This window comes from Blautia sp. AM29-29, from assembly GCF_003480555.1.
In the GTDB taxonomy this organism is placed as follows: domain Bacteria; phylum Bacillota; class Clostridia; order Lachnospirales; family Lachnospiraceae; genus Fusicatenibacter; species Fusicatenibacter saccharivorans.
Genome location: NZ_QUJD01000019.1, coordinates 1 through 24,709 on the forward strand (window position 1 = coordinate 1; position 24,709 = coordinate 24,709).

General features: G+C 49.1%; 17 protein-coding genes. 15 read left to right on the forward strand and 2 right to left on the reverse strand.

The annotated features are described in order from the left end of the window. Window positions 1-124 precede the first annotated feature (124 nt). On the reverse strand, window positions 125-1,486 hold the full coding sequence (locus tag DW769_RS13200; RefSeq protein ID WP_118750472.1) for an MATE family efflux transporter: 1,362 nt from the start codon (window positions 1,484-1,486) through the stop codon (window positions 125-127). Window positions 1,487-1,781: 295 nt separating this feature from the next. On the opposite strand from DW769_RS13200, the gene DW769_RS13205 reads away from it, so the two are divergent. The 9 genes from DW769_RS13205 to pulA all read left to right on the forward strand — a co-directional run bounded on the left by DW769_RS13205 (window position 1,782) and on the right by pulA (window position 18,505). After that, window positions 1,782-3,356, forward strand: a complete 1,575-nt coding sequence (locus DW769_RS13205; protein WP_118750473.1) for a carboxylesterase/lipase family protein — start codon at window positions 1,782-1,784, stop codon at window positions 3,354-3,356. A 148-nt stretch (window positions 3,357-3,504) separates the two neighbouring features. Then, entirely contained in the window at window positions 3,505-5,076 is a 1,572-nt protein-coding gene (locus DW769_RS13210; RefSeq protein ID WP_117801639.1) for an AAA family ATPase, read from the forward strand. 220 nt (window positions 5,077-5,296) lie between these two features. After that, window positions 5,297-6,820: a response regulator gene (locus DW769_RS17080; protein WP_118750474.1), complete on the forward strand. Its 1,524-nt coding sequence runs from the start codon at window positions 5,297-5,299 to the stop codon at window positions 6,818-6,820. Between the two features lies 1 nt (window position 6,821). Next, window positions 6,822-8,552: a sensor histidine kinase gene (locus tag DW769_RS13220; protein ID WP_158579825.1), complete on the forward strand. Its 1,731-nt coding sequence runs from the start codon at window positions 6,822-6,824 to the stop codon at window positions 8,550-8,552. Next, window positions 8,549-10,294, forward strand: coding sequence for an extracellular solute-binding protein (locus DW769_RS13225; protein ID WP_118750476.1), 1,746 nt, complete (start codon window positions 8,549-8,551; stop codon window positions 10,292-10,294). The genes DW769_RS13220 and DW769_RS13225 overlap by 4 nt, the downstream gene beginning before the upstream one ends. Window positions 10,295-10,571: 277 nt before the next feature. After that, entirely contained in the window at window positions 10,572-11,885 is a 1,314-nt protein-coding gene (locus DW769_RS13230) for an extracellular solute-binding protein (protein WP_117510163.1), read from the forward strand. 101 nt (window positions 11,886-11,986) lie between these two features. Next, window positions 11,987-13,360 (forward strand): carbohydrate ABC transporter permease, encoded by a 1,374-nt coding sequence (locus DW769_RS13235; RefSeq protein ID WP_117761299.1) that lies wholly within the window; start codon window positions 11,987-11,989, stop codon window positions 13,358-13,360. Continuing rightward, window positions 13,360-14,238, forward strand: coding sequence for a sugar ABC transporter permease (locus tag DW769_RS13240; RefSeq protein ID WP_227094136.1), 879 nt, complete (start codon window positions 13,360-13,362; stop codon window positions 14,236-14,238). The genes DW769_RS13235 and DW769_RS13240 overlap by 1 nt, the downstream gene beginning before the upstream one ends. Window positions 14,239-14,539: 301 nt before the next feature. Beyond that, on the forward strand, window positions 14,540-18,505 hold the full coding sequence (gene pulA / locus DW769_RS16465) for a type I pullulanase (RefSeq protein ID WP_158579826.1): 3,966 nt from the start codon (window positions 14,540-14,542) through the stop codon (window positions 18,503-18,505). A 221-nt stretch (window positions 18,506-18,726) separates the two neighbouring features. Here the strand turns inward: pulA and DW769_RS13255 are convergent, their stop codons facing one another. Continuing rightward, window positions 18,727-19,107, reverse strand: a complete 381-nt coding sequence (locus DW769_RS13255; protein WP_022463049.1) for a 4Fe-4S binding protein — start codon at window positions 19,105-19,107, stop codon at window positions 18,727-18,729. A gap of 314 nt (window positions 19,108-19,421) precedes the next feature. On the opposite strand from DW769_RS13255, the gene DW769_RS13260 reads away from it, so the two are divergent. From DW769_RS13260 to DW769_RS13285, 6 genes are all read left to right on the forward strand, one after another. Then, complete coding sequence (locus tag DW769_RS13260; RefSeq protein ID WP_055225735.1) at window positions 19,422-20,261, forward strand: C39 family peptidase; 840 nt, start codon at window positions 19,422-19,424, stop codon at window positions 20,259-20,261. Between the two features lie 68 nt (window positions 20,262-20,329). Continuing rightward, the gene (gene spoIIID / locus DW769_RS13265) at window positions 20,330-20,587 is read left to right on the forward strand and encodes a sporulation transcriptional regulator SpoIIID (protein ID WP_055220903.1); all 258 of its coding nucleotides are present in this window, start codon (window positions 20,330-20,332) and stop codon (window positions 20,585-20,587) included. An 86-nt stretch (window positions 20,588-20,673) separates the two neighbouring features. Further along, on the forward strand, window positions 20,674-21,420 hold the full coding sequence (locus DW769_RS13270; protein ID WP_118750497.1) for a copper homeostasis protein CutC: 747 nt from the start codon (window positions 20,674-20,676) through the stop codon (window positions 21,418-21,420). A 209-nt stretch (window positions 21,421-21,629) separates the two neighbouring features. Next, window positions 21,630-22,889 carry a M20/M25/M40 family metallo-hydrolase gene (locus tag DW769_RS13275; protein WP_118750478.1) on the forward strand — a complete coding sequence of 420 codons (1,260 nt, stop codon included), beginning with the start codon at window positions 21,630-21,632 and terminating at the stop codon, window positions 22,887-22,889. Window positions 22,890-22,904: 15 nt separating this feature from the next. After that, window positions 22,905-23,834 (forward strand): nucleotidyltransferase family protein, encoded by a 930-nt coding sequence (locus tag DW769_RS13280; protein WP_055220899.1) that lies wholly within the window; start codon window positions 22,905-22,907, stop codon window positions 23,832-23,834. Window positions 23,835-23,932: 98 nt separating this feature from the next. Continuing rightward, window positions 23,933-24,658, forward strand: coding sequence for a glycosyltransferase family 2 protein (locus tag DW769_RS13285; RefSeq protein WP_117801630.1), 726 nt, complete (start codon window positions 23,933-23,935; stop codon window positions 24,656-24,658). Window positions 24,659-24,709: the final 51 nt, after the last annotated feature.

Below are 24,709 nucleotides of genomic sequence, written 5' to 3' on the forward strand. Positions count from 1 at the left end.
TTGGACATAAAATATGCTCCCTCCTAAGTGACAAGTTTTTATTATTTCACTTGCCTACCTAGAAGGGAGCATATCATTTTCTTAGTGCAACAGCCCCTTTTGCTTATGTCAGGAAAGGAATCCTTCAGTTTTTCCGCATTCCTTTATCCCACCGGAATTTCCGATAGCAGGCATAGATCAGAACACTGCATACCAGCCATCCCGCCGGATAACCAAGTGCAATCGGAATGATGGAATCAAATATATGAGACATCACAAACAGATAAATCTGGCGGAACACGACGAAGCTTCCGAGCATCACGATCATCGGTGTTCTGGTGTCTCCTGCGCCGCGCAGGACGTTGGAGTAAACCTGGTTGACGCAGCAGAGAATGTAGAACGGGGAGAGCAGATACAGGAACAGAGTTCCATAACGAATCACAGCTGTCTCCTGGTTAAACAGATAGACCATTTGCGGGGCGAAAATCAGCAGAGGAATCATCATCACAATGGTTACAAGCTCAGCAAGCAGGAATGCGGTTGTAGCACCCTTCTTTGCACGGTCAATGTAGCTGGCACCGACGTTCTGTCCGGTGAAGGTGGTCGAAGCAAGACCAACACTCATCATCGGCAGCATCATAAACTGGTCGATTTTCATGCAGGCACTCCAGCCTGCCATAACATCCGAGCCGAATACATTGATATAGGACTGCACGAAAACGTTGGAAACGGAAGTCACCATCTGCTGGATCGCTGCCGGCAGTCCGACGCAGACGATGCGGTACAGCAAAGACCAGTCCATGCAGAGCTTTTTCCAACAGATGCGGTATGGGCCGTCTGTTGTGGTCAGCACATACAGCGTCAGAACCGCCGAAAGGCACTGTGCAATAACGGTTGCAAGCGCCACACCCTCGATTCCCATGCCGAAGGAAACGACAAACAAAAGATCGAGCACGGTATTGACAACAGCGGAAAAAATCAGGAAATACAGCGGATGGCGGGAATCGCCGACAGCGCGGAGAACGCCGGAGCCCATGTTGTAGAACATCAGACCGGCAACACCGCCAAAGTAAATTTTAAGATACGTTGCTGACTCGCGGATGACGTCGTTCGGCGTACTCATCATGCGGAGCATGTACGGTGTAATGAAGATGCCGAGAATAGTAAAGACAATAGAGAGAAAAAATGTCATCACCAGTGTCGTGCTGACGGTGCGGCTGACCTTTTCATCCGCCTTTGCGCCATAATACTGAGAGATAATGACACCGGCACCGGTGGAAAGTCCCATGAAAAAGCCGATCAGAGAATTGATGATCGGACCGACGGAGCCGACGGCGGCGAGTGCTTCCTTGCCGACAAAGTTGCCGACAACGATGCTGTCAACGGTGTTGTAAAGCTGCTGGAAGAGATTTCCGGCCATCAGCGGAAGCGAGAAGAGAAGAAGCTGTTTCCAGATAGAGCCCTGGGTCATATCGCGGGCTTTGCTCTTTTGTACTGTTTTCGTCATAGTAGTCCCCTTTTTTACGTTGATTTTACCTTCTTTTTTATTGTAGCACTTTGAAGTTGTGATGGAAATATCCATTTTTGACGTGATTTTCGGACTTTGTTGATATAAACAGCCGAAAACGGAAGTGAAAAGAATTGTTTCCGAATAAATTGTCTGGTATAATAAGAAACAGATGCGTAAATGCAAAAACGACAGTTGTTTCGAAGCCTGATGAAACGGAAGGATCGTGAAGATTTTGCAGCAGTTTTTGGAAACTGCGCGTCACAGAACAGGATAGAAAGAAGGTAGCTGAAATATGGGAGATTATTTTGTATGCAGTAAAACAGATCCGGTAGTAGAGACAAAGGCGGGAAAGGTACGCGGCTTCCGCCTGAATACGACATACGCGTTTCATGGAATCCATTACGCTGAGGCGGACCGTTTCCAGATGCCGCAGCCGGTGAAACCATGGAAAGGAATCAAAAATGCGCTGGCGTACGGCTATGTATGTCCGCTTTTAAAGCAGGATGAGCCGAACATGGAGGTGCTGGTACCGCATCGTTACTGGCCGCAGGACGAGCATTGCCAGAACCTGAATGTCTGGACACAGAGTCTTGATCCGGGTGCGAAAAAGCCGGTCATGGTATGGCTCCACGGCGGCGGCTTCAGCGCCGGCTCTGCGATTGAGCATGTGGCATATGAGGGGGATCACTTAAGCGAGTTCGGTGATGTCGTTGTTGTTTCCGTGAACCATCGGCTGAATATCCTCGGTTATCTCGATCTCTCGCCGTTTGGCGAAAAATACAAAAATTCTGCGAATGCAGGAAACGCAGATATGGTAGCTGCATTGCAGTGGGTACATGACAATATCGCGGCATTCGGCGGAGACCCGGAGAATGTTACGATTTTCGGTCAGTCCGGCGGCGGTATGAAGGTGGCAACGCTGATGAATACGCCGGCAGCAGACGGCCTGTTCCAGAAGGGTATCATCGAGAGCGGTGTTTATGAGGCAAAGGTTTATCAGAAAGAGGATGGAGACGGCACCGCGATTGTGAAGGCTCTGTTAAAAGAACTGAATCTGGACGAGTCCGAGGTGGAGAAGCTTGAGACGATCCCGTATTATGAGCTGTCAAATGCGTACAATAAAGTTGAGGCAGAGGTTGCTGCGAAAGGCTGCTATATCGGACAGGGACCGATGGAGAACGGCTGGTTCCGCGGAAATCCGATCAAGTGCGGATTTACGGATCACGCTAAAACGATTCCTGTGCTGGCAGGAACCAACATCGGTGAGTTTGATTTTGGACCGGTTGTGCCGGGAAAACATGAGATGAACCGTGAGGAACAGATTGCGTTCCTGACGAGAAAATATGGCGATGCAACGCCGGAGCTGATTTCTCTTTTTGAAAAAGCATATCCGGACAAAACAATTGCCGATTTGTGGTCTGTGGATACGTTCTTCCGTCCGGACACGATCGAATTCATTCGTCAGAAATCGGAGTTTACAGAAGCGCCGACTTATTCCTATCAGTTTACCTATGAATTCCCGATCGATGGCGGAAAAGCCGCATGGCATTGTGCCGAGATTCCGTTCGTATTCCATAACATCGACCGCATCGCCGTATGCAATGTCCCGGGCGAAACAGACCGTCTGCAGGAGCGTATGGCCACCGCCTGGATCAACTTTGCCCGCTACGGAAGTCCGGAAACCCCATCCCTCCCGAACTGGCCGGCATGCACCCCAGGGGATGAAGCAACCATGATTTTCGACAGAACCTGTGAAATCCGCCGCAACTTCGATCACGAGCTGGTGAAAAAATTGGTGGAAACCGAGTATAACCCGATGACACCGGTTGTGGAAGACGAGGAAGAGGACGCGTTCTTTATTCATTAATTAATTGACTCATAGCAATCCCAGAAAAAACAGCCAGAATGTTTTGCCTCAGTTAAAAACATTCTGGCATTTTTCAACTTATGCTAAATTGAACTTAAGGCAAGAATATCGTATGATAGAGGTAGAAAGAGAAAGGCGCAGGTGGAATATGGGAGTTTATCTGAATCCGGGAAATGAAAAATTTGCAAAAGCGGTTCAGTCCGAAATTTATGTGGATAAAACAGGGCTGATCGAGTATACCAATCAGGTGATTAATACTGTGCAGAGATATGTCTGTGTCAGCCGTCCGCGGCGCTTTGGAAAATCTATGACGGCGGATATGCTGACGGCTTATTATGGGAAGGAATGCGATTCCAGAGAACTTTTTTCTGGATTGAAAATTTCTCAAAATGCTGTATTTGCACAGCACTTAAATCAATATCCTACGATTTTTTTGAATATGCAGGAATTTCTGAGCCGGAGCAAGGAAATTGGCCAGGTGATTGACCGTGTTCGAAGAATGCTGCTGCGGGAACTGAAAAACAGTTATCCGGACGTGGACTACTTTGACGATACGGATCTGGTAGAATCGCTGCAGGATATTTATGCGGCAACAAAACAGTCGTTTATCATTATCATTGATGAATGGGACTGTGTTTTCCGGGAATATCAGCAGGATAAAAAAGCACAGGAAGAGTATCTTGATTTCCTGCGGGATTTTCTGAAAGATAAGGTTTACGTAGCACTTGCCTATCTGACGGGTATTCTGCCGATCAAAAAATATGGAACCCATTCTGCACTGAATATGTTTGATGAATTTACAATGCTTGATCCAGGGCCGCTCGCAGAATATGTAGGATTTACGGAGCAGGAAGTAGAAGAACTCTGCGGCCGGTATCAGATGGATCTGGCAGAAATTAAAAACTGGTATGACGGCTATTCGTTCCCGGGAGAAAGTTCGGTTTACAGCCCGCGTTCGGTTGTCAATGCCATGCGATTCCGGAAAATCGGCAATTACTGGAATCAGACAGAAACATTTGAAGCACTACAGTGGTATATTGATCTGAATTTTGACGGCCTGCGGGATGACGTACTGCAGATGATGGCAGGGAAAAAGATTCCGGTGAACACGGGCAGTTTTACGAATGATATGACAACTTTCCGGACAGAGGATGATGTGCTGACACTGCTGATTCATCTTGGATATCTTGGTTATGAGGAACAGAATAAATATGTTTTTATTCCGAATGCCGAGGTACAGTCAGAATATGCCAGTGCGGTAACCGTTTCCCAATGGGGAGATATTTCAAAGGCACTGAAAAATTCCGCAGATCTTCTGCAGGCTGTGTGGGAAAAACAGGAAACACAGGTAGCAGAGGGAATTCGGCTGGCACATTTTGAAACGTCACAGCTTCAGTACAATGATGAAAATGCGTTGAGCTATACGATTTCACTGGCACTGTATGCAGCACGGAATTTTTACACGGTTTACCGTGAACTGCCTGGGGGAAAAGGGTTTGCGGATCTTGTTTTCGTACCAAGAAAAAGATACCAGGACAAACCGGCGCTGGTTGTAGAACTGAAATGGGACAAAACAGCAGAGGGTGCGCTTGCGCAGATTAAGGACAAAGAATATTGCAGAAGTCTGGAAGAATATCAGGGAAACTTGCTTCTGGTAGGAATTAATTATAATAAAAAGACAAAAGAACATGTTTGCAGAATTGAGGAATATCAGAAGTAAAAGGGAGAGGACGAAGGCCTGATTCGGGACAGGATGAGTGGCGTCCTGAAATCATGTAATAGAAAAACCAGAGTCGGATGAGAATGTTTTCACCGGCTCTGTTTTTGCGTTTCCGGTAACGGTTTTGAGCGGTAAATGCTATGCAATTCTGCCGCGGGAATGGTATAATAAAACCAGTATGCGCCGCTTTAGGCAGGCTGCTTAGAAAGAGGATCGATGCATGTACACATATCTGATTGTAGATGATGAAATGATAGAGCGAAAGGGCATTCGAATGCTGCTTTCGCGGATGAATATCCGGGAGAATATTCTGGAGGCCTCCAATGGAGAGGAAGCGCTGGAGGTGTTCGAAAAAGAGAAAATTGACGTGCTTCTGACCGACATCAATATGCCGTTCATGGATGGAATTGAGCTTCTTTCCCGGATTCATGAGGAGTATCCGGGGACGGAAACGGTGATTTTCAGTGGGTATGATGAGTTTTCCTACGCGAAAAAGGCGATTTCTTACGGTGTTTTCGCCTATATTTTAAAACCGGTCAACCCGGAAGAATTTGAAAAGGTGGTTGGTGAAATCAACGAAAAGCTTGCAAAGAGTGAGCGTGAGGAAAAACGGAAGGACGAAAGTATGGAGTTTCTGCGGGAACATTTGCTGTATCTGATGGTCAATGGGCAGAGCCGCAGCGCAATGCAGGAGAAAACACAGACGCTTCTCGATATGAGCTTTGTCCGGGATTTTTGCCGTATGGTACTGCTGGAGTGTGCCAACAACTATTTTGAACAGGTAAACAGCGAACAGATTGAAAAGATGCAGAGCGATTTGCAGATGCCCTTTCACTATCTGAACCTGAACCCACAGCAGTCCATCCTGTTTTTTAGCGAGGAGCCGGATGGCGGCTGGGAAGCGTTCGGACGGAAGCTGTACCATTATATTCGTGAAATGTGGGACCAGGAATGCTTTCTGGCCGTGTCGGGTGAGATCACGCCGGACGTTGAGCTTTACGATGCATTTGCACAGACGGAGCAGCTCATGGAGCGTCGCTTTTATCACACGGGAAACCATGTTTTTCTTCCCTTTCAGGAGGAGCAGTCCGAGGTGCTGGTGCAGATTGATGCTGAAATCCTGATCCGCCAGATCCAGCAGGACATTCGCATGAAGGATCTGGAGAGCCTGCGTGAACACTTTGACCAGTTCTGCGAGAAGTATGAGCATCAGACGATTTTTTCTCAGATTTATATCAAATTTATGTTTTCCAACTTATTGAAAGAGATTTACGACAATCTCGAGAGAAAAGATGAGCGGGAGCTGGACCGTGAGATTGACGCCCTGTATCACAGCAGCAACATGGTCGGTGTGATTCAGGCAGTCCGTATGGGTATTGAACGGCTTGAAACGGTCTTCCGCGCAGACGGTGGTGTTGCGAAACGCAGAGAAGTCGAGCAGATCAAACAGTATATCCGTGAGAACTATTCTGACAGCGGCATGGGCGTCGACCAGCTTGCGCGCGAGGTCGGCATGACACCGAATTACCTGAGCAGCATTTTCAAGAAAAATACAGGAGAAAACCTGAGCCGCTACTTAAAAGGTTTCCGCATGGAGCGTGCGCGGGAGATGCTTGAAAATACGAATGAGAAAATCGGTATAATCTGTGAAAAATGCGGTTTTGTGAATGTGTCCTATTTCTGTCAGAGCTTCCGCGAGTATTTTGGAATCAGCCCGCAGAAATACCGGGATCAGGGGGAGTAAGATGACATCATTTGCCGCTAGAATAAAAAAAGCATTTTCAGATATGAAGGTACACCGGAAGCTTATCGTGGCTTACGTTCTCACAGGACTTTTCCCAATGTGCCTGATGTTCACAATGTTTTACACCCAGATGCGTCGTGTACTTGTCGAGCGTGAGATCAAAAATCTGCAGACCACCTTTGATCAGGCAGTGGACGATGTGAATACGGAGCTTGCGCTGCACCAGAGTATGTCGGACTATCTGGCATTCGACCAGACAATTGTTCAGATTGTAAAGGCAGAAGACAAAAACAGCTTCGAAGCATACGAGCGCATGGTGAAAGAGTTTGATCCGATGATGGATTCCTTAAGTTATTTTTACCCGGAAATCCGACGGTCTACGGTCTATGTGCGTGATTTCGTCATTCCGCACGGCACGTATCTGCGTCCGGCGCAGGAAATTGAAAATGATGAATGGACAGCACCGGCGGACAATGACGTTCACTGGTATGCCGATATGGATCAGGGAACGGTGACGATGGTGCGGTCTATGCCGCTGATTGATGACGGAAAAGGCGGTTTTTTATACATTTCCATGGACTACAGTAAGATTTTTGGCTCCATGGAGCTTGCAGTCAATGAGGATTACGGTGTTTTCGTCTACAATGAGGACAAAGAAGTGCTGTATGAAAATCAGAAGATGACCAGGAATGCGAAATACCAGATGGAATTTTCAGACTTTCAGAAGATACAAAAAAAAGAGAAGCAGAATACAGCGAACTACATTCTCCTGGAAAAGGAGATTGAGCAGAATGGATGGCATGCCGCGTGCTATCTGCCGAAAAAAGGCATCATCAGTCCGATGCAGCCGATTCTTCTGATAGTTCTTCTGATGTGGGCGGGCTGCGTCCTTTTCTCTGCGGTCGTGATTATGAGATTCTCCGGAAATATGGCGCACCGCCTTGAAAAGCTGAAAAAGACGATGGCCGAGGTAGAGGAAGGAAACCTGGAAGTGGAAATGGTTTCTACGGAAAGAGATGAAATCGGTGATCTGACGCGTGGCTTTAATCAGATGCTGTCGCGTATCCGTCAGCTGATTCAGGAAGTCTATGAGAGCCGCATCCGCCAGAAGCAGTATGAAATGACGGCGCTCCGTGCGCAGATTAACCCGCATTTTCTGTATAATTCGTTGTCGCTGATCAACTGGAAAGCATTGGAAATCGGTTCGGATGATATCAGCAAGGCTACGCTGGCGCTTTCGCGGTACTACCGGACTTCTCTGAACAAAGGCAAAAATACGATGTCCATCCGCGAGGAGATCGACAATGTGCGTTCGTATCTGCAGATTCAGGAAATGTTTCACGACTACAGTTTTACGGTCAAAATGGATGTGGCGGAGGATATTCTGGATTACCGTACACTGAACCTGATTCTGCAGCCGCTTGCCGAAAATGCGATTGCACATGGAATTGACCGGCGGCGCGGCAGTGAGCCAGGCGTGATCACAATCAGCGGACGGCGCGACGGAGACTGTGTGGTGCTTTCCGTGGCGGATAATGGCGTTGGCATGGAACAGGAAAAAGCACAGACCATTCTGACGGAGAAGAGCAGCGGCTACGGTGTGCGGAATGTCAATTCCAGGATTCAGCTCGAATACGGAGAAGCGTATGGTCTTTCGATTGAGAGTGAGCCGGGAAAGGGAACGAAAGTGACGGTACGGATTCCGGGTGTGGAAAGGGAGGTACAGGCATGATGCAAAAAAAAATTGCGGCAGGCCTCGCTGTATTGCTGGCAGCGGGAACGATTCTGGGTGGCTGCGGAGAAAGTGGCGCAGCAGGGAATGATTCTGTTTCCGATGCTGCCGGAAATGAGGCTGCGGCTCTTACGGAAGCGAAAACAACGCCGTACGGACGTTACCCGGAAACCATCACGTACACGCTGGCAAAAATGACGGGTGTGAATAATTCCAATCTCCCGGAGGGAGAAACCTATGAGGACAATGCCTATACACGCCTGATCCGCGAAATCATTAATGTACAGAACGAGGATGTTTATGAAAACAACGGTGATACCTATAACGTTGGCATTTCCACCATGATCGCAACAGGAAACATTGCCGATATCATGGTTGTAGACCAGAAAACGATGAATTCTATGCAGAAAAACGATCAGCTTGCCGATCTTACAGAGGTTTATGCAAATTGTGCCAGCGACCGTATCAAGGATATTTATGCAAGCTACGGTGAGGAGATTCTGCAGGGCTGTACCTTTGACGGAAAGCTGATGGCATTCCCGGAAACCAACATTTCGGACGGTCCGAATCTTCTATGGGTGCGGAAGGACTGGATGGAAAAACTGGGACTTTCCGTACCGGAAACGATCGATGATGTGAAACATATTGCGTTGACGTTTGCAGAGGAGAATCCGGCAAACCAGGAGATGGGTAACATCGGTCTTGCAGTCAGCACAACTCTGTACGGCGGCACGGGCATTTCTTCGGAATACGGCATGAATCTTATTTTTGCCTCATTTGGTGCATATCCGGGAAGATGGCTGACGGATGCGGAAGGAATGCCGGTTTATGGTTCCGTTCAGCCCAATGTAAAAGACGCACTTGGCATGTTGGCAGACTGGTACCAGGAGGGCGTCCTTGACCGGGACTTTTTGATCCGCACACAGGATGACATTGCCGATCTCATTGCCCAGGGACGCTGCGGCATTTTCTTCGCACCGTGGTGGGCACCGAACAACCCGCTCTGGCGCTGTCATGAGACGGATCCGGAGGCCGACTGGCAGCCGTTTCTGATTCGGACCGGGAAGGATGGAAGTGTGCGGTACTGCAACGAAAAGCTGACCGGAAATTATGTGGTAGTGCGAAAAGGGTATGAATATCCGGAGATTGTGCCGAAGATCCTGTCGGTGATGTTTGATTATATGCGCTATTCCTACGATGATCCAAGAGGAGAATTTCAGCAATATTATACGGGAAATATCGATCCGACGGCACGCCCCTTAGCAATCAATCTCGACTATAATCAGGCACTGACGATCTGTTACGAAAATCTGCAGGCGGCACTGAACGGGGAAAAATCGGAGGATGAGCTGGAGATTCTGGAAAGATCGTTCGAAAAGGTATGCCGCGCCTATCTGGAGAACCCGAAAACAGCGAGTGCGGAGGAGTGGAGCGCGTATTTATCCCGTATCACAGCCTGCTCGCTTTTAAGCGACGAAAAGATTCAAAGAGTGAATACGATTTATCCGACCCGGACGAAGACCACAGAAGCATATCGTTACACCTTAAAAGAACTGGAATCGGAGACCTTTTTAAAAATTATCCGGGGCGAGTCTGAGCTTTCTTCTTTTGATGATTTTGTAAAAGAGTGGCAGGAGGAAGGCGGAGATGAAATCATTCAGGAGATGATTCAGGAAAGGAAAAGCCTGAGTTCACAGGAAGATCAGAAGACAGAAGAAAAAGCCGAGCAGAAGGCGGAATAAAAAACAGAAGAGGAGGCAGGACGCACCGGAAAAACGGTGCGCGGCCTCTTTTTTTGTTGCGGAAAAGAATTCTGCAGATTGCGGAAATGATTTTTCGGATACGCTCCGGTGTAGAAATGTAACGTAGAAATCCAACATAGATCATAGATTCTTGATATTTCAGAAAAATCCGCCAACTGCTATAATAAAATCAACAAGAACGAGAGATACCAAGCAGCAAATGCGATATGACAGCAGACGTTCCAGAAAGAAAAATCATATAAGGAGGATTTTCAATATGAAAAAGAAAGTAGTATCTATTATGATGACCGCAGCACTTGCAGTTGGCATGCTGGCAGGATGCGGAAACAGCGACAGCGGTTCTTCAAATGCCGCTTCCGGAAACGATTCCAAGAGCACATCCGAGGCAGGAAGCACAAGCGCATCTGCTTCCAACGCAGCAGAGGAAGAGGAAATTACCACAACCCTTACCGTATGGTCTCCGTCAGAGGATCAGGCAAGCGACAGCGGTGAGTGGCTGCAGACCATGTGCAATCAGTTTGCAGAGGAGCATCCATCCTGGCACATTACCTTTGATTACGGTGTATGCGCAGAGAGCGATGCAAAAGATACCGTAACACAGGACGTTGAAGGAGCAGCAGATGTTTACATGTTTGCAAACGACAACCTGACATCCCTGATCGCTGCAAACGGAATTTCAAAACTCGGCGGACAGACAGTTGAGGAGGTAAAAGAGAACAACTCTCAGGCAATTGTAGATTCCGTATCCGTTGACGGCGATATCTATGGTGTACCATTCACCACAAACACCTGGTTTATGTACTATGATAAATCTGCATTCACTGAGGATGAAGTGAAAAACCTGGATACCATGATCGCAAAAGACAAGATTTCCTTCCCGATTACAAACTCCTGGTACATTGCTTCCTTCTACGTAGCAAACGGCTGTACGCTGTTCGGTGAGGACGGAACAGACGAGGCAGCAGGCGTTGACTTCGAAGGCGATAAAGCAAAAGCAGTAACCGATTACCTGGTTGACCTGGTAAACAATCCGAACTTCGTATCTGATGCAGACGGATCCGGTCTTTCCGGTCTGCGTGACGGTTCTGTAAAAGCAATGTTCTCCGGTTCCTGGGATGCATCCGCAGTTAAAGAGGCACTCGGTGATAATTACGGTGTTGTACAGCTTCCGACCATCACCATCAACGGCGAGGAGAAACAGATGAAATCCTTCTCCGGCTCTAAAGCAATCGGTGTGAATCCGAACTGTGAATATCCGCAGGTTGCAGTTGCTCTTGCAAGATATCTCGGAAGCGCAGATGCTCAGAAAGCACACTATGAAATGAGAAACGTAGTTCCGTGTAACGAAGAGCTGCTTTCCCAGATCACAGACGATGCACTGGTAACTGCTCAGAACGATACCTTCAACAATACTTCTATCATCCAGCCGTTCGTTAAGAATATGAGCAACTACTGGACTCCGGCAGAGAATTTTGGTAAATCTCTGGTCAACGGTGAAGTTACCCATGATAACGCTGCAGAAATGACAGAGAAACTGAACACAAGCATGAATACTTCTGCAGTCGAGTAAGCAAGACAGGCACTGAAGTGTTCGGAAATCAACAGGATTGAAACCACAGGCATTGTCAGACACCAGGATTGACAATGCCTGTCTTTCGGAAAGGATAGATTATGGCATCATTGAAAAAACGCGCCAAAGAGTTTGAGACTCCCTATCCGGTGACAAAAGCCATCACAAAGGGCGATGCGGTCACGAAACTTTCCATGTTTGTCATGGGACTGGGAAATCTGGCTCACAAACAGATCGTAAAGGGTATTTTATTTCTGGCAGTAGAAATTGCGTATCTCCTGTTTATGATCGAAGGCGGTATCAACAATCTCTATCATCTCATCACCCTGGGCGGCCGTGCGCAGGAAGAGGTGTGGAACGAGGCCAAGGGTATTTATGAATATACCGGCGGCGATATGACAATTCTGTTCCTGCTCTACGGAGTAGCAACGATTTTTATTACGGTTCTCTTCTTTATGATCTGGCGTGTCAATATGAAGAGCGCTTATGAGGTAGAGTGTCGTGCAAAGGAAGGGAAACATATCAACACCATCAAAGAGGATCTGGAAGCACTCGTTGACAAGAGACTGCACTGGACCCTGCTGACACTTCCGATTCTCGGTATTGTGATTTTCACAATCCTTCCACTGGTCTTTATGATCTGTATGGCTTTCACCAGCTACAGTAAAGTCGGCGACCATCTGACGATTTTTCACTGGGTTGGACTGAAAAATTTCAGTACGGTTCTTGGCATGGGCAACTCGATCGGCAAGACATTCTGGTCTGTTCTTGGATGGACCCTGATCTGGGCTGTGCTCGCTACCTTCCTGAACTATATTCTTGGTATGATTCTTGCGATTGTCATCAATCGTAAAACAACCCGCATCAAGGGATTCTGGAGATTCTGTTTTATGCTCTCCGCTGCAATTCCGCAGTTCGTTTCTCTTCTTCTGATGCGTACGATGTTAAAGGACAACGGCCTGATCAACAACCTCTTGGTTCAGGCCGGTCTGATCAGCAGTCCGCTTCCGTTCCTGACAAATGCGACCTGGGCGAGAGCAACGGTTGTTATCATCAACCTCTGGGTTGGTATTCCGTTTACCATGATGCAGGTTACCGGTATCTTACAGAACATTCCGGGTGAGCTTTACGAGGCAGCCCGTGTTGATGGCGCAGGTCCTGTGACAATTTTCTTTAAGATTACGCTGCCGTATATGCTGTTTGTCACGACTCCGTATCTGATTACGACGTTTACGGGTAATATCAACAACTTCAACGTTATCTATCTGCTGACTGCAGGAGCACCGGTTCCGGTCGGAGCAACCGCCGGAAAGACGGACCTTCTGGTTACCTGGCTGTACAAGCTGACAGTTGACTTACAGTACTTTAACGTTGGTGCGGTTGTCGGTATTCTTACCTTTGTCATTCTGGCTGTGGTTTCACTGATCACGTACCGGAATACTGGTTCTTACAAGAACGAGGAGGGATTCCAATAATGAATAACAAAGAGAAAAAAACACACTCCATGAAAGCGCGTGGAATGATTTCCGATGTGATTGTACATGTGGTTCTGGCACTGCTTGCGATTGTGTGGGTGATTCCGGTTCTGTGGATTGCACTCTTAAGCTTCAGTACACAGAAGGGATCTTATGTTACCAGCTTTTTCCCAAAGGGATATACGCTTCATAATTATGTGCGTCTGTTTACAGATACGCAGGTGTTAGACTTTCCGCAGATGTTTAAGAACACATTTATCATTGCGGTGTTCAGTTGTCTGATTTCTACAATATTTGTGCTTTCGGTTTCTTACTGCATGTCGAGAATGCGGTTTAAAATCCGTAAGACTTACATGAACATCGCGATGATCTTAGGTCTGTTCCCGGCATTTATGTCGATGGTTGCTGTCTACTATATTTTAAAGGCAGTTGGCCTTTCGGAGGGATCGATGATCCGTGTGGCATTGATTCTGGTGTACTCGGGCGGTTCCGGAGCGGGATTCCTGCTTGCAAAGGGATTTTTTGATACGGTTCCGAAGGCACTGGATGAGGCGGCTTATCTGGATGGAGCAACGAGATTCCAGGTATTTACGAAGGTGACAATTCCACTGAGTAAGCCGATTATTGTGTACACGACTTTGAGTGCATTTCTGGGACCGTGGCTGGACTTTATTTTCGCAAAGGTTATCTGCAGAGCGAATGCGAAGTATTATACGGTTGCACTGGGTCTGTGGAAGATGCTGGAGAAGGAGTATATCGACAGCTGGTATACTTGCTTTGCGGCGGGAGCGGTTTGCATTTCGGTGCCGATTGCGATTTTGTTTGTTGTAATGCAGAGATATTATACAGATGGGCTTTCAGGAGCCGTCAAAGGATGATTTGTGGAGCAGCCGATGAGGGGTCGGCTGCTCTATTTGTGTGTGGGGGACGGGAGGAGTGGTCTGGATCTGCCCGGAGGGCAGATCGGCGTGAGATTGTTGTGTGTGGAAGGGGAGAGTGTGTTGGAGGACGGGGAGAGGGGCTGGATTCGCCCAGAGGGCGAATCGGCGTGAGTTTGTTGACTGGTGCGAAGTTTGGAGATAGAATGAAAAAAAATATTTTCGGAGTTTTTTGTGCTTGATTTTATGAAAACAGAAAAGTTTCGGGAAGATATTGTGTGAAATTTGGAGGTTTTTGGGTATGGATAGGATTCGACTGAATGCTTCGGAGTGGATGGATTTCCGGAGTGGAGAAAAGAAGTGTTTTTTGCTGACAAACGGACTGGGAGGTTATTGTTCGCTGACGGTGATGGGGAATGCGGCGAGGAATGATCAGGCGCTGTTAATGGGAGCATTGAAGGCGCCTACGGTGCGGGAGCATCTGATTTCGAATGTCTGGGAGACGTTGGAGGTGGATGGAGAGGAAACGGAGCTGTTTTCACAGGAGTTTGTGAATCGGACGCAGAATGTGGAGGGGTTTCGGTTTCTGGAAGGATTTGAGATGGGGAGTCTGCCGGTATGGTTTTACCGGGTGAAGGGGATTGAAATTGAGAAGACGATTGGGATGGTTCAGGGGGAGAATACGGTTCTTGTCCGGTATCGGGTGAGAAGTGGGAAGAAGGGGAGTTTTTCGGTTCGGCCGGTGATGCGGTTTGCGGCGAAGGGAGAGCAGCTGCAGGAGGGGCAGAATTTTGCGGTGGACCGGAAGTGCATTGCGAGTAATGGTGTGATTCTTTCTTATGGAACGAATGGGGAGCTTCAGATGGAGAAGGAGAGGATCTGGAGGGATTTGTTTTTTGAGCAGGATGCGCGGGATGGAAGAGATGGCATCGGAAGTGCTGTCGTGAATCATCGGATTCGGTTTGAGATGACGGGAGACGGCAGGGAGCAGGTCTTTTTTGTTGTGTATAGTCTCGCGGATGATGTGGATAAGTGGGATGAGGAAAGGATTGCGCTGTGGATAGAAGAGGAAGAGAAGCGGCAGGAGATGATTGCGGAAAAGTCCGGGATTTCTGATCCGGTGGGAAAGCGGCTGGCGGTGAGTGCGAGTCAGTATATTACGGAACGTGCATCGACAGGTGGGAAGAGTATTATGGCTGGTTTTCCTTATTTTGCGGACTGGGGGCGGGATACGATGATTTCGCTGCCGGGGTGCACGCTGGCAATTGGGGAGTATGAGGAGTGTAAGAGCATTCTTCGGACTTTTATGGCATATACAAAAGAAGGACTGATGCCGAACCTGTTTCCGGAGGGGGATGCGCTTCCGATGTATAATACGGTGGATGCGGCCCTTTTGTTTTTGGATGTGGTGTATGAGTATTACCTTGAAACAGGAGATCTGGAGTTTGTGTGCGAGGCGTTTCCGGTGATGGAGGATATTGTGTTCTGGTATCAGAAGGGAACGGATTTCCATATTAAAATGGACAGTGACGGGCTGATTATGGCCGGGGGCGGTCTGGAACAGGTGACGTGGATGGATGTGCGGATTGACAAGGAGCTGCCGACACCGCGTCACGGGAAGCCGGTGGAGATTAATGCGTACTGGTATAATGGTCTGAGGATTCTGGAAGAGCTGGCGCCGTTTGTCGGAAAGGATGGATCGGCGTATGGGAAGCTTGCGGAGCAGGTGAAGAAGAGTTTCCTCGAAAAGTTCTGGATGGAAGAGGAAGGATATCTGAAGGATGTGCTGAACGGCACGTATGAAGAGAAGCAGTTCCGATGCAATCAGGTCTTTGTGCTGGCACTTCCGTTTCAGATGGTGAGTCAGAAGCAGGGGCAGCGGATCTTACAGGCGGTCAAAGAAAAGCTGTATACGACAGCAGGAATGCGGTCATTGGAGATGGAGGATCCGGCGTTTCATCCATGGATCGGCGGAAGCCAGCCGGAGCGTGACAGGGCATATCATCAGGGGACAGTCTGGGGATTTCCGCTTGGGGCGTATTTCCGTGCGGTGCTGAACTATTTTCCGAAGGAGGGAAAACAGGAAGTGCATCGCGGACTGGAGCGTCTTGCGAGCTGGATGCAGGAAGGATGCCTGTTTCATCTGGCGGAGATTTATGATGGTGCGGCGCCGGTGATGTCGAAGGGCTGCTATGCGCAGGCGTGGAGTGTCGGAGAGATTCTGCGAGTTTACAAAGAAATAGAGGGAAAGAAGATGAATGCGGTGGTGAAAAGAACGCCGGCGGAGTGGAAAAGCTTTTTTGAATCGGAAGAATTTGTGGAAAACTTTACGTACGAAGGAGATGACCTCGGTGTCTCGGTGAGAAAGAGCAGGGAATGTGATGAAAACTGGCAGATGCCGAAAAAGGATGAGCAGTTTGTGACAGAGTGGAAGCTCTGGGCGCCGACAGTAATGGAGGTTTCACTGGAGCTGTTTTCCTGCGGCAGCAGCCGTGAGCGCGGGGACCGAAAAATAGCCTCGATTGCGATGACGCGCGGCGAAAAGGGTGTCTGGAGCTGTGCAATGCAGGGAGCCTGGTATGGAACGTATTATACGTATCATATCCTGCACTCGGATGGTGTCTTTGATACGACAGATCCGTACGGCGTGGCTTCCGGTATTGATTCGGAGCGGAGCATGGTGGTGAATCTTGCAGAGACGGACCCGGCAGGCTGGGAGCAGGATGAAAGACCGGAAATCCGGCCGGAGGATCGTTGTGTGTATGAGCTTCATGTGAAAGATTTTTCGAGTGATCCGCATTCCGGTATTTCGGATAAACACCGTGGAAAGTTTCTGGCGTTTACGGAAGAAGGCACGACGCTGAACGGCGACGGGATTCATGCGACGGGGTTCGATTACCTGAAATCGCTTGGCATTTCTCATGTGCATCTGCTTCCTGTTTTCGATTTTGGCAGTGTGCCGGAAGATGATGCGGAAGCGTTCAACTGGGGATATGACCCGGTGCAGTACAATGTGCCGGAGGGATCCTATGCAACCGATCCGTTCCACGGGGAGGTACGTATCCGGGAAATGAAGGAAATGGTTCAGGCGCTGCATAAGGCCGGCATCGGTGTGATTATGGATGTGGTATACAATCATACGTACAATCTCGATTCGCCGTTTCAGAAAACAGTTCCTTACTATTATTATCGTGAATGGGAGGACGGCACGATTTCCAATGGTTCCGACTGCGGAAACGAGACAGCGAGTGAGCGGGAGATGTTCCGCCGCTTTATGGTGCGCTCGGTTTGCTACTGGGCGAAGGAGTATCACATCGACGGATTCCGCTTCGATCTGATGGCACTGCACGATACGGAGACAATGAATGCGATCCGCACAGCTCTGAACCGGATGCCGCGCGGCGAGGAGATTCTGGTTTACGGTGAACCGTGGAAAGCAGCGGCAAGCGCAATGCAGGAGGGATATTTCCCTTCGGATAAACAGAATATCGGAAAGCTGATGGATGGCATTTCCATGTTCTGTGACGATACGAGAGATTCCATCAAGGGAAGTGTTTTCATTGCCGCAGAGGGAGGCTATGTCAATGGAAAAGAGCGTCTTTCAGCAGGAATACTTTCCGCGACAGACGGCTGGCTGGACGGAAAAGGAGCCTATGAGCCGCGCAATGCGAGCCAGCTGATTCCGTATGTGTCGGCACATGATAATTATACACTGTGGGATAAATTAAAACTGTCCGATCCGAAGCGGAAGGAGGATGCGGAGCCGGATTTTGACAAGATGGATGAGCGGACGCTTTCGATGAACCGTCTGGCGGCGGGCATTGTGATGACCTGCAAGGGAATGCCGTTTTTCCAGGCGGGTGAGGAATTTGCGCGCACGAAGCATGGCGAAGGAAACAGCTTCAAATCGTCGTGGCAGCTCAACAAAATTGACTGGACACGCGCCTTAGAGCAGGAAGAGCTGGTGGACTATTACCGTGGTCTTCTCGCTCTGCGCCGAAAATTTCAGGCATACGGAACGTGCGAGCCGGACTGTAAAAAGACATTTTTCCGTGAAAACCAGATCGCAGGTTACGAACTGGAATACCCGAATGGCCGCGCAGTCTGCGTCTTCTACAATCCATGGGAAAAAGAAGCTTTGCAGAAACTCCCGGAAGGAAACTGGAAACTGCTCTGCGATGGAAAACGCTGTGCAGAGGATGGAGCAGAGATGAAAGAAAGCATGATGCTTCCGGCAAAATCGATGGTTCTGCTGGCGCGGGAGTAAAATTGTAAATTTTGTCCCTTTTTGTCGGAATGCTGTCTGCGGAAACGGGCATCGATCATTCTGCCAGGCGGCGAGCGGGAATCAATTGTTTTTCGTTTAACAGAAAAATGCACTGTGGAATTGTCCGACGACGTTCCACAGTGCATTTTTATGTTTATGTGAGCAATGAGTCAGGATCTGTGCTTACATGAGATCCTGGCGGTATCTAAGAGTTCGGATCATTATTCGTCCACAACTTCCAGTACATCCATCGGGCAGGCTTTCGCGCAGATACCGCAGGCGATACATTTGGAAGCCGGATTTCCCTCGGTTTTTACGATCAGGCCAAATGGACAGGCCTTCGCACAGGCTCCGCATCCCGTACATTTTTTCTTGTTGATCATGTAAACGCCCTTCGGGTTCTGGGTGATGGCGCCTTCCGGACAGGCCTCGGCACATTTACCGCACTGCGGACAGGCGATCGGGCGAACAGCCTTTTTCTCTACGATCTGCAGACATGCCTTGTCCGGATCAAATACCTTATAAAATGCCTCAGAACATGCTCCCACACAGGCAAGACAAGCCATACAGGTGCTGCCTTTTTTTACTTTCAGTTTTTTCATTTTGTTTTATCCTCCGCTTAAAGATGTTGTTTTTCCTATTTTACCATTTTTGAACTTTTTTCTCAATGATATTTCCGGAATTTGCCATCTTTTTCCTGCTTGCGGTTTTGCTTCCGTTTCGCATGGCTTTGCACAGATACAAAAAATCTTAAGAAAGCAGACGGAAAAAAAGTAGTTTTTCTTCGGAAAATATACAAAAAGAAAAATCGGAAATTTGTTATGATGAAAAGGAAGAATGTACTCTCAATCATCTCACAAAATCAGGCACAGAAAGATTTTTGGAGTACACCATAAGATCGGGAGGGGGATTTTTCATGATCCGTGAAAACAATACACTGGAATGGCAAGAGACAGCAGAACAAAAAAGAATGACACAAAGAAGGATAATACAAAGAAGAGAAAGAGCACGGAGACGAAAAAGAAAGGTATGGCGGATCCGCGGGCTGCTATTGCTGTTCGGCTGTCTTCTGCTTTTGGGCGGTGTGCGGCGCTTCCGGCAGAATCCGATCCAACGGTATGCAAAAGCAAACGGCATTTCAATGGATCAGTACCCGGAGGAGCTGTTGTCGCTTTACGAGAGAAACAATGAGACGGAGACGTTCGTCGAAGAATATCCGTTGAAAAAAGAGGAGGAGCCGGAGATTGACCTGAGCGACCTGTCATCCGCATCGGAGGTTCCGCTTCTCTTGCAGTGGGATCAGAGATGGGGCTATCACCGATATGCCGGTGAAGTGATGGGATTAAGCGGCTGCGGACCGACAGCACTTTCCATGGTTGCCATTTTCATGACTGGCGATATCACAAAAAATCCGCGCTGGGTCGCCGATTTTGCCTCACAGAACGGCTATGCCGTAGACGGCAGCGGAACCGCCTGGTCTCTGATGCTGGAAGGAGCCCGGCAGATCGGCCTTTCCAGCAAAGAAATCCCTGTGGAACGGGAACGGGTGGAAAACAACCTGCAGGCCGGAAACCCCATCATTGCCCTGATGGGACCCGGGGAGTTTACCAGCAACGGTCATTTTATCGTTCTTACCGGATTGCAGAATGGCAGACTGAAAATCAACGACCCAAACAGCAGAAAAAATTCCGAAAAAACCTGGGATATCGATCAGGTGCTGGAACAGACAAAAGCGGTATGGGTATATTACAAATAATAAAATAGAAGACATACCCATCAAAGCCTCCGAATACACTGTAAAAACAGCGTCTTCGGAGGCTTTTTGTGAGGGACTATATCGAAGAGCGTGCTGTGGAGACAGCAATTTACATGATTGAGACGAAAGCGACCGTACGGCAGACGGCGAAAAAATTCGGAGTGAGCAAAAGTACCGTGCATAAGGATCTGACATCACGTCTGGTACAAGTGAATCCGGGTCTGGCGGCAGAGGCAAGGAAAATTCTGGATGTGAACAAGTCTGAACGCCACATTCGCGGCGGCATGGCAACGAGAGAAAAATATCTGCATCAGAAGCAGAAGTGAACGAAAGTGAACCAAAGAAGCTCTTTCCTAATTGCCTCAAATAGGGTATGATAGAGAAAGAAAATTACGAAAACAGAGGGAATTTTATGAACGATTATATCCTGGAAGTCTGTGTGGACTCGGCGGAGTCGGCGCTTGCGGCGGCAAAAGGCGGGGCAAGCCGGCTGGAGCTGTGTCAGAATCTGGTGATCGGCGGAACAACGCCGGGTCCGAAGCTGTTTGAGGTGATCCGCAGACAGACAACCATTCCGATTCATGCATTGATCCGCCCGCGGTTCGGGGATTTCTGCTACACCCCATATGAATTAGAAGAAATCCGCGAGGAAGTCGCGATGTACCGCGAACTTGGTGCAGAGGGCGTTGTGGTCGGTGTGCTGAAAGAGGATGGAACGATGAATATGGCGGCAATGGAACAGCTGATGGAGGCAGCCGACGGCATGTCCGTGACGCTGCACCGCGCGTTTGATGTCTGCCGCGATCCCAAAGAAGCGCTTGAGCAGGCGGTATTGCTTGGTATGAACACCATTCTTACCTCCGGTCAGCAGAACAGTGCGGTAAAAGGAGCAGAGCTTCTCGCCGAACTGCAGCGCCAGGCGGCGGGACGCATCCGTATTCAGGCGGGCGGCGGTATCTGCGCGGATGCGATCCGCGAGCTGTATCCGAAAACCGGTGTGACCGCCTACCACATGTCCGGAAAAATCGAACTGGCGAGCCCGATGCAGTACCGGAAAGAAAATGTGAACATGGGACTTCCATCCTTAAGCGAATACACCCTCTACCGCACGGACGTCAAAGCGGTACGCAGCGCGAAAGCGGTACTGGAAGAACTTTAATACCAGTAGACAAGAAGTCCCCCGTTTCTGAAGCAGTGGGATGAATTGCTAAAAGAAACATAACGGCAGTGGCGGGCGGAGAGAAATCGGTATCCTCCACTGACATGAGACAAGTCACAGTCGAACTATTTTCGACATGTCAGACTCCGTGAAATACCGACTGTGAGTTGAAACAAGAAAATAAAAAAAGAAAAGGACATAACATTATTATGAAAGCAAATACCATCAGCGGCCAGCGGCAGTATGCGTTCGTCAGCCAGTTTAACTACATCCGCGAAGCCGGAACGAAAGGCGAAGAAAAAGCAGCCTGCCGGATCGAAAAAGAACTTTCTGAAATCGCAGAAAAATGGGGGCAGGGCGAATTGCAGATCCGCCGCGAGCCGTTCGAGATTGAGACATGGCAGGTTGACGAAGCTGTCTTTACGGTCACAGAGCCATATGAGAAAACATACACCGTCCGCGGCTGCTTCGCGGCAGCCAATACCGCTCCGGAAGGCGTGGAGGCACCATTCCTCTACGTAGAAAACGGCGACCCGGTCAGCCTTTCCCATGCAGAAGGGAAAATCGTCCTGATCAACGGCGGTGCCAATGCAGAAAACTATGAAAAACTGGAAAAAGCAGGAGCCGTCGGATTTCTGATCCTGACCGGAACGCCGCTGGACAAAGACGAGGACCGTCTGCCGGACTACCGCACCCTGCGCGGCGTAAAAAATCCGAAACTGCCGTGCGCCGTCATTCATTATCTTGATGCGATGGAACTGGTAGAACGGGGAGCGAGCCGTGCACGCCTCGTTTTACAGCAGAAAAAAATCAGGAGAACGTCGAAAAATATCATCCTGCGCATCCCGGGAACCGAGCAGCCAGAGGAAATCCTGACGCTGACGGCTCATTACGATTCCGTTCCGCAGGGACCTGGTGCATACGACAACATGGCGGGCGCAGCGATCATCATGGAGCTGGCACACTACTTCGCCGAAAACCGCCCGAAACGGACACTGGAATGCATCTGGTTCGGCGCGGAGGAGCTGGGTCTCTGCGGAAGCCGGGCGTATGTGAAAACGCATGAAGCCGAGCTGGCGCAGCACCGCTTCAACATGAACGTCGACCTCGCCGGACAGGCCATCGGCGGAACCGTGCTTGGCGTGGCAGCAACGAAAGAGGCATGCGACGCGATCATGGAGCACTTAAAACAGGCGGACAAAGGCGTATCGCTCATCAACAACATCTGGAGCAGCGATTCCAACACCTTCGCATGGAAGGGCATCCCGGCGATGACGCTGAACCGCGATGGTTTCGGCATGCACACCTGCCACGATACGATCGACTGGATCTCCGCCTGGTCACTGAACCGGAGCGCCGGTGTCCTGGGCGAAATTGCCGAGTATCTGGCGGATGCAGAACCATTTCCATTTGAAAGAGAAATCCCGGCAGACTTTGCGGAGAGATTAAAAGCTTATTTTGGAGAATAAAAAGGAGAGAACATCATGAGCAAAAAACCAGTATTAGTCATCATGGCAGCAGGAATGGGAAGCCGTTACGGCGGATTAAAACAGATTGATCCAGTTGACCCGTACGGAAATATGATTATCGACTTTTCCATTTATGATGCAAAACAGGCAGGTTTTGAGAAAGTCATCTTTATCATCAAAAAAGCCATCGACGAGGCATTCCGCGAGGGCATCGGCAAGCGAATTGAGAAATACATGGATGTAGAGTATGTTTACCAGGAACTCGACGTTCTCCCGAAAGGCTACGAAGTGCCGGAAGGCCGCGTCAAACCGTGGGGAACCGGTCATGCGATTCTCTGTGCGGCAGAAGCCATCGACGGCGCACCGTTCGCAGTCATCAATTCCGATGATTATTATGGAAGAACGGCATTCGAGGAGATCTACCGTCAGCTGACAACCGAGCAGGACGGCGCGACCTATCAGTACGCGATGGTTGCCTACGACCTGTACAAAACCCTGACCGACAATGGCCACGTAGCCCGCGGCATCTGCACCGCAGACGACCAGAACCACCTTGTCGGCATTCATGAGCGCACAAGAATCGAAAACCACGGCGGACAGGCCGAATACACCGAGGATGACGGCGCAACCTGGACCGGATTGCCGCAGGGAACCATCGTTTCCATGAACCTCTGGGGCTTCACACCGAGCATTCTGATCGAGCTGAAACGCCGCTTCCTGCCGTTCCTCGAGAATGTATACAAAACCAACCCGTTAAAAGGCGAATACTTCCTGCCGTTCGTTGTCGATGAACTGCTGCAGGAGAAAAAAGCGGAAGTCACCGTACTCCGCTCCTATGATAACTGGTACGGCGTAACGTACAAAGAAGACAAAGAAAATGTCATGGCAGCACTGCAGAAATTAAAAGACGAGGGCCGTTATCCGCAGAAACTGTGGGAAGAATAACAAACGAACGGTACTGGGAAATTTTCTCCATGAGTGCATCTTTCGCAATGAAAAGAAATCCTGTATAATGGATGGAAGGAAATGCAAGGAGAATACCAATGGATACCTTATATATTGTAATACCAGCCTATAATGAGTCGGAAAATATCAAAAGAACGATCGAGGAATGGTGTCCCGTCGTGGAGAAGCATAACGGCGGCGGTGCGTCCCGTCTTGTGATCATCAACGACGGAAGCCGCGACGATACGTATGAAATTGCTTCAGCAGAGTGCGAAACCCACCCGTTGCTCACCGTGCTGACGAAGCCAAACGGCGGCCACGGTTCCACCGTTCTGTACGGCTACCGCTATGCACTTGAAAACGGTGCGGACTATATCTTCCAGACCGATTCCGACGGTCAGACCGATCCGGAGGAGTTCGAAAAGTTCTGGCAGATCCGCGAGGGCTACGACGCCATTTTCGGAAACCGCACAAGCCGCGGCGACGGCTTTTCCCGCGCTGTCGTGGAAAAAGTGCTGTGCGCGGTGCTCTGGACCTATTTCCACGTATCCGTGCCGGATGCAAATGCCCCGTTCCGTCTGATGAAAACAGACTACGTGGCCGAGTATCTGCCGCTGATGCCGGAAAACTACAATCTGCCGAACGCACTGATGACTGCCTTCGGAGCGTATTTTCACCGGAAAATCCGTTTCATCCCGATCAGCTTCAAGCCGCGTCAGGGCGGAACAAATTCCATCAACATCCGTAAAATCGTAAAAATCGGCCGTCAGGCGCTGCACGATTTCTGTGAGATTCAGAAAGCGGCTGCGAAAAAAAGAGGATAAAAAATAATATAAGAGAAGGAACGTATCCCATGTTTCATGAGATACGTTCCT

Bases quoted from the DNA above. Each gene is read 5' to 3' on its own strand.
- DW769_RS13200 (WP_118750472.1), bottom strand. From the start codon at position 1,486: ATGACGAAAACAGTACAAAAGAGCAAAGCCCGCGATATGACCCAGGGC.
- DW769_RS13205 (WP_118750473.1), top strand. From the start codon at position 1,782: ATGGGAGATTATTTTGTATGCAGTAAAACAGATCCGGTAGTAGAGACA.
- DW769_RS13210 (WP_117801639.1), top strand. From the start codon at position 3,505: ATGGGAGTTTATCTGAATCCGGGAAATGAAAAATTTGCAAAAGCGGTT.
- DW769_RS17080 (WP_118750474.1), top strand. From the start codon at position 5,297: ATGTACACATATCTGATTGTAGATGATGAAATGATAGAGCGAAAGGGC.
- DW769_RS13220 (WP_158579825.1), top strand. From the start codon at position 6,822: ATGACATCATTTGCCGCTAGAATAAAAAAAGCATTTTCAGATATGAAG.
- DW769_RS13225 (WP_118750476.1), top strand. From the start codon at position 8,549: ATGATGCAAAAAAAAATTGCGGCAGGCCTCGCTGTATTGCTGGCAGCG.
- DW769_RS13230 (WP_117510163.1), top strand. From the start codon at position 10,572: ATGAAAAAGAAAGTAGTATCTATTATGATGACCGCAGCACTTGCAGTT.
- DW769_RS13235 (WP_117761299.1), top strand. From the start codon at position 11,987: ATGGCATCATTGAAAAAACGCGCCAAAGAGTTTGAGACTCCCTATCCG.
- DW769_RS13240 (WP_227094136.1), top strand. From the start codon at position 13,360: ATGAATAACAAAGAGAAAAAAACACACTCCATGAAAGCGCGTGGAATG.
- pulA (WP_158579826.1), top strand. From the start codon at position 14,540: ATGGATAGGATTCGACTGAATGCTTCGGAGTGGATGGATTTCCGGAGT.
- DW769_RS13255 (WP_022463049.1), bottom strand. From the start codon at position 19,107: ATGAAAAAACTGAAAGTAAAAAAAGGCAGCACCTGTATGGCTTGTCTT.
- DW769_RS13260 (WP_055225735.1), top strand. From the start codon at position 19,422: ATGATCCGTGAAAACAATACACTGGAATGGCAAGAGACAGCAGAACAA.
- DW769_RS13270 (WP_118750497.1), top strand. From the start codon at position 20,674: ATGAACGATTATATCCTGGAAGTCTGTGTGGACTCGGCGGAGTCGGCG.
- DW769_RS13275 (WP_118750478.1), top strand. From the start codon at position 21,630: ATGAAAGCAAATACCATCAGCGGCCAGCGGCAGTATGCGTTCGTCAGC.
- DW769_RS13280 (WP_055220899.1), top strand. From the start codon at position 22,905: ATGAGCAAAAAACCAGTATTAGTCATCATGGCAGCAGGAATGGGAAGC.
- DW769_RS13285 (WP_117801630.1), top strand. From the start codon at position 23,933: ATGGATACCTTATATATTGTAATACCAGCCTATAATGAGTCGGAAAAT.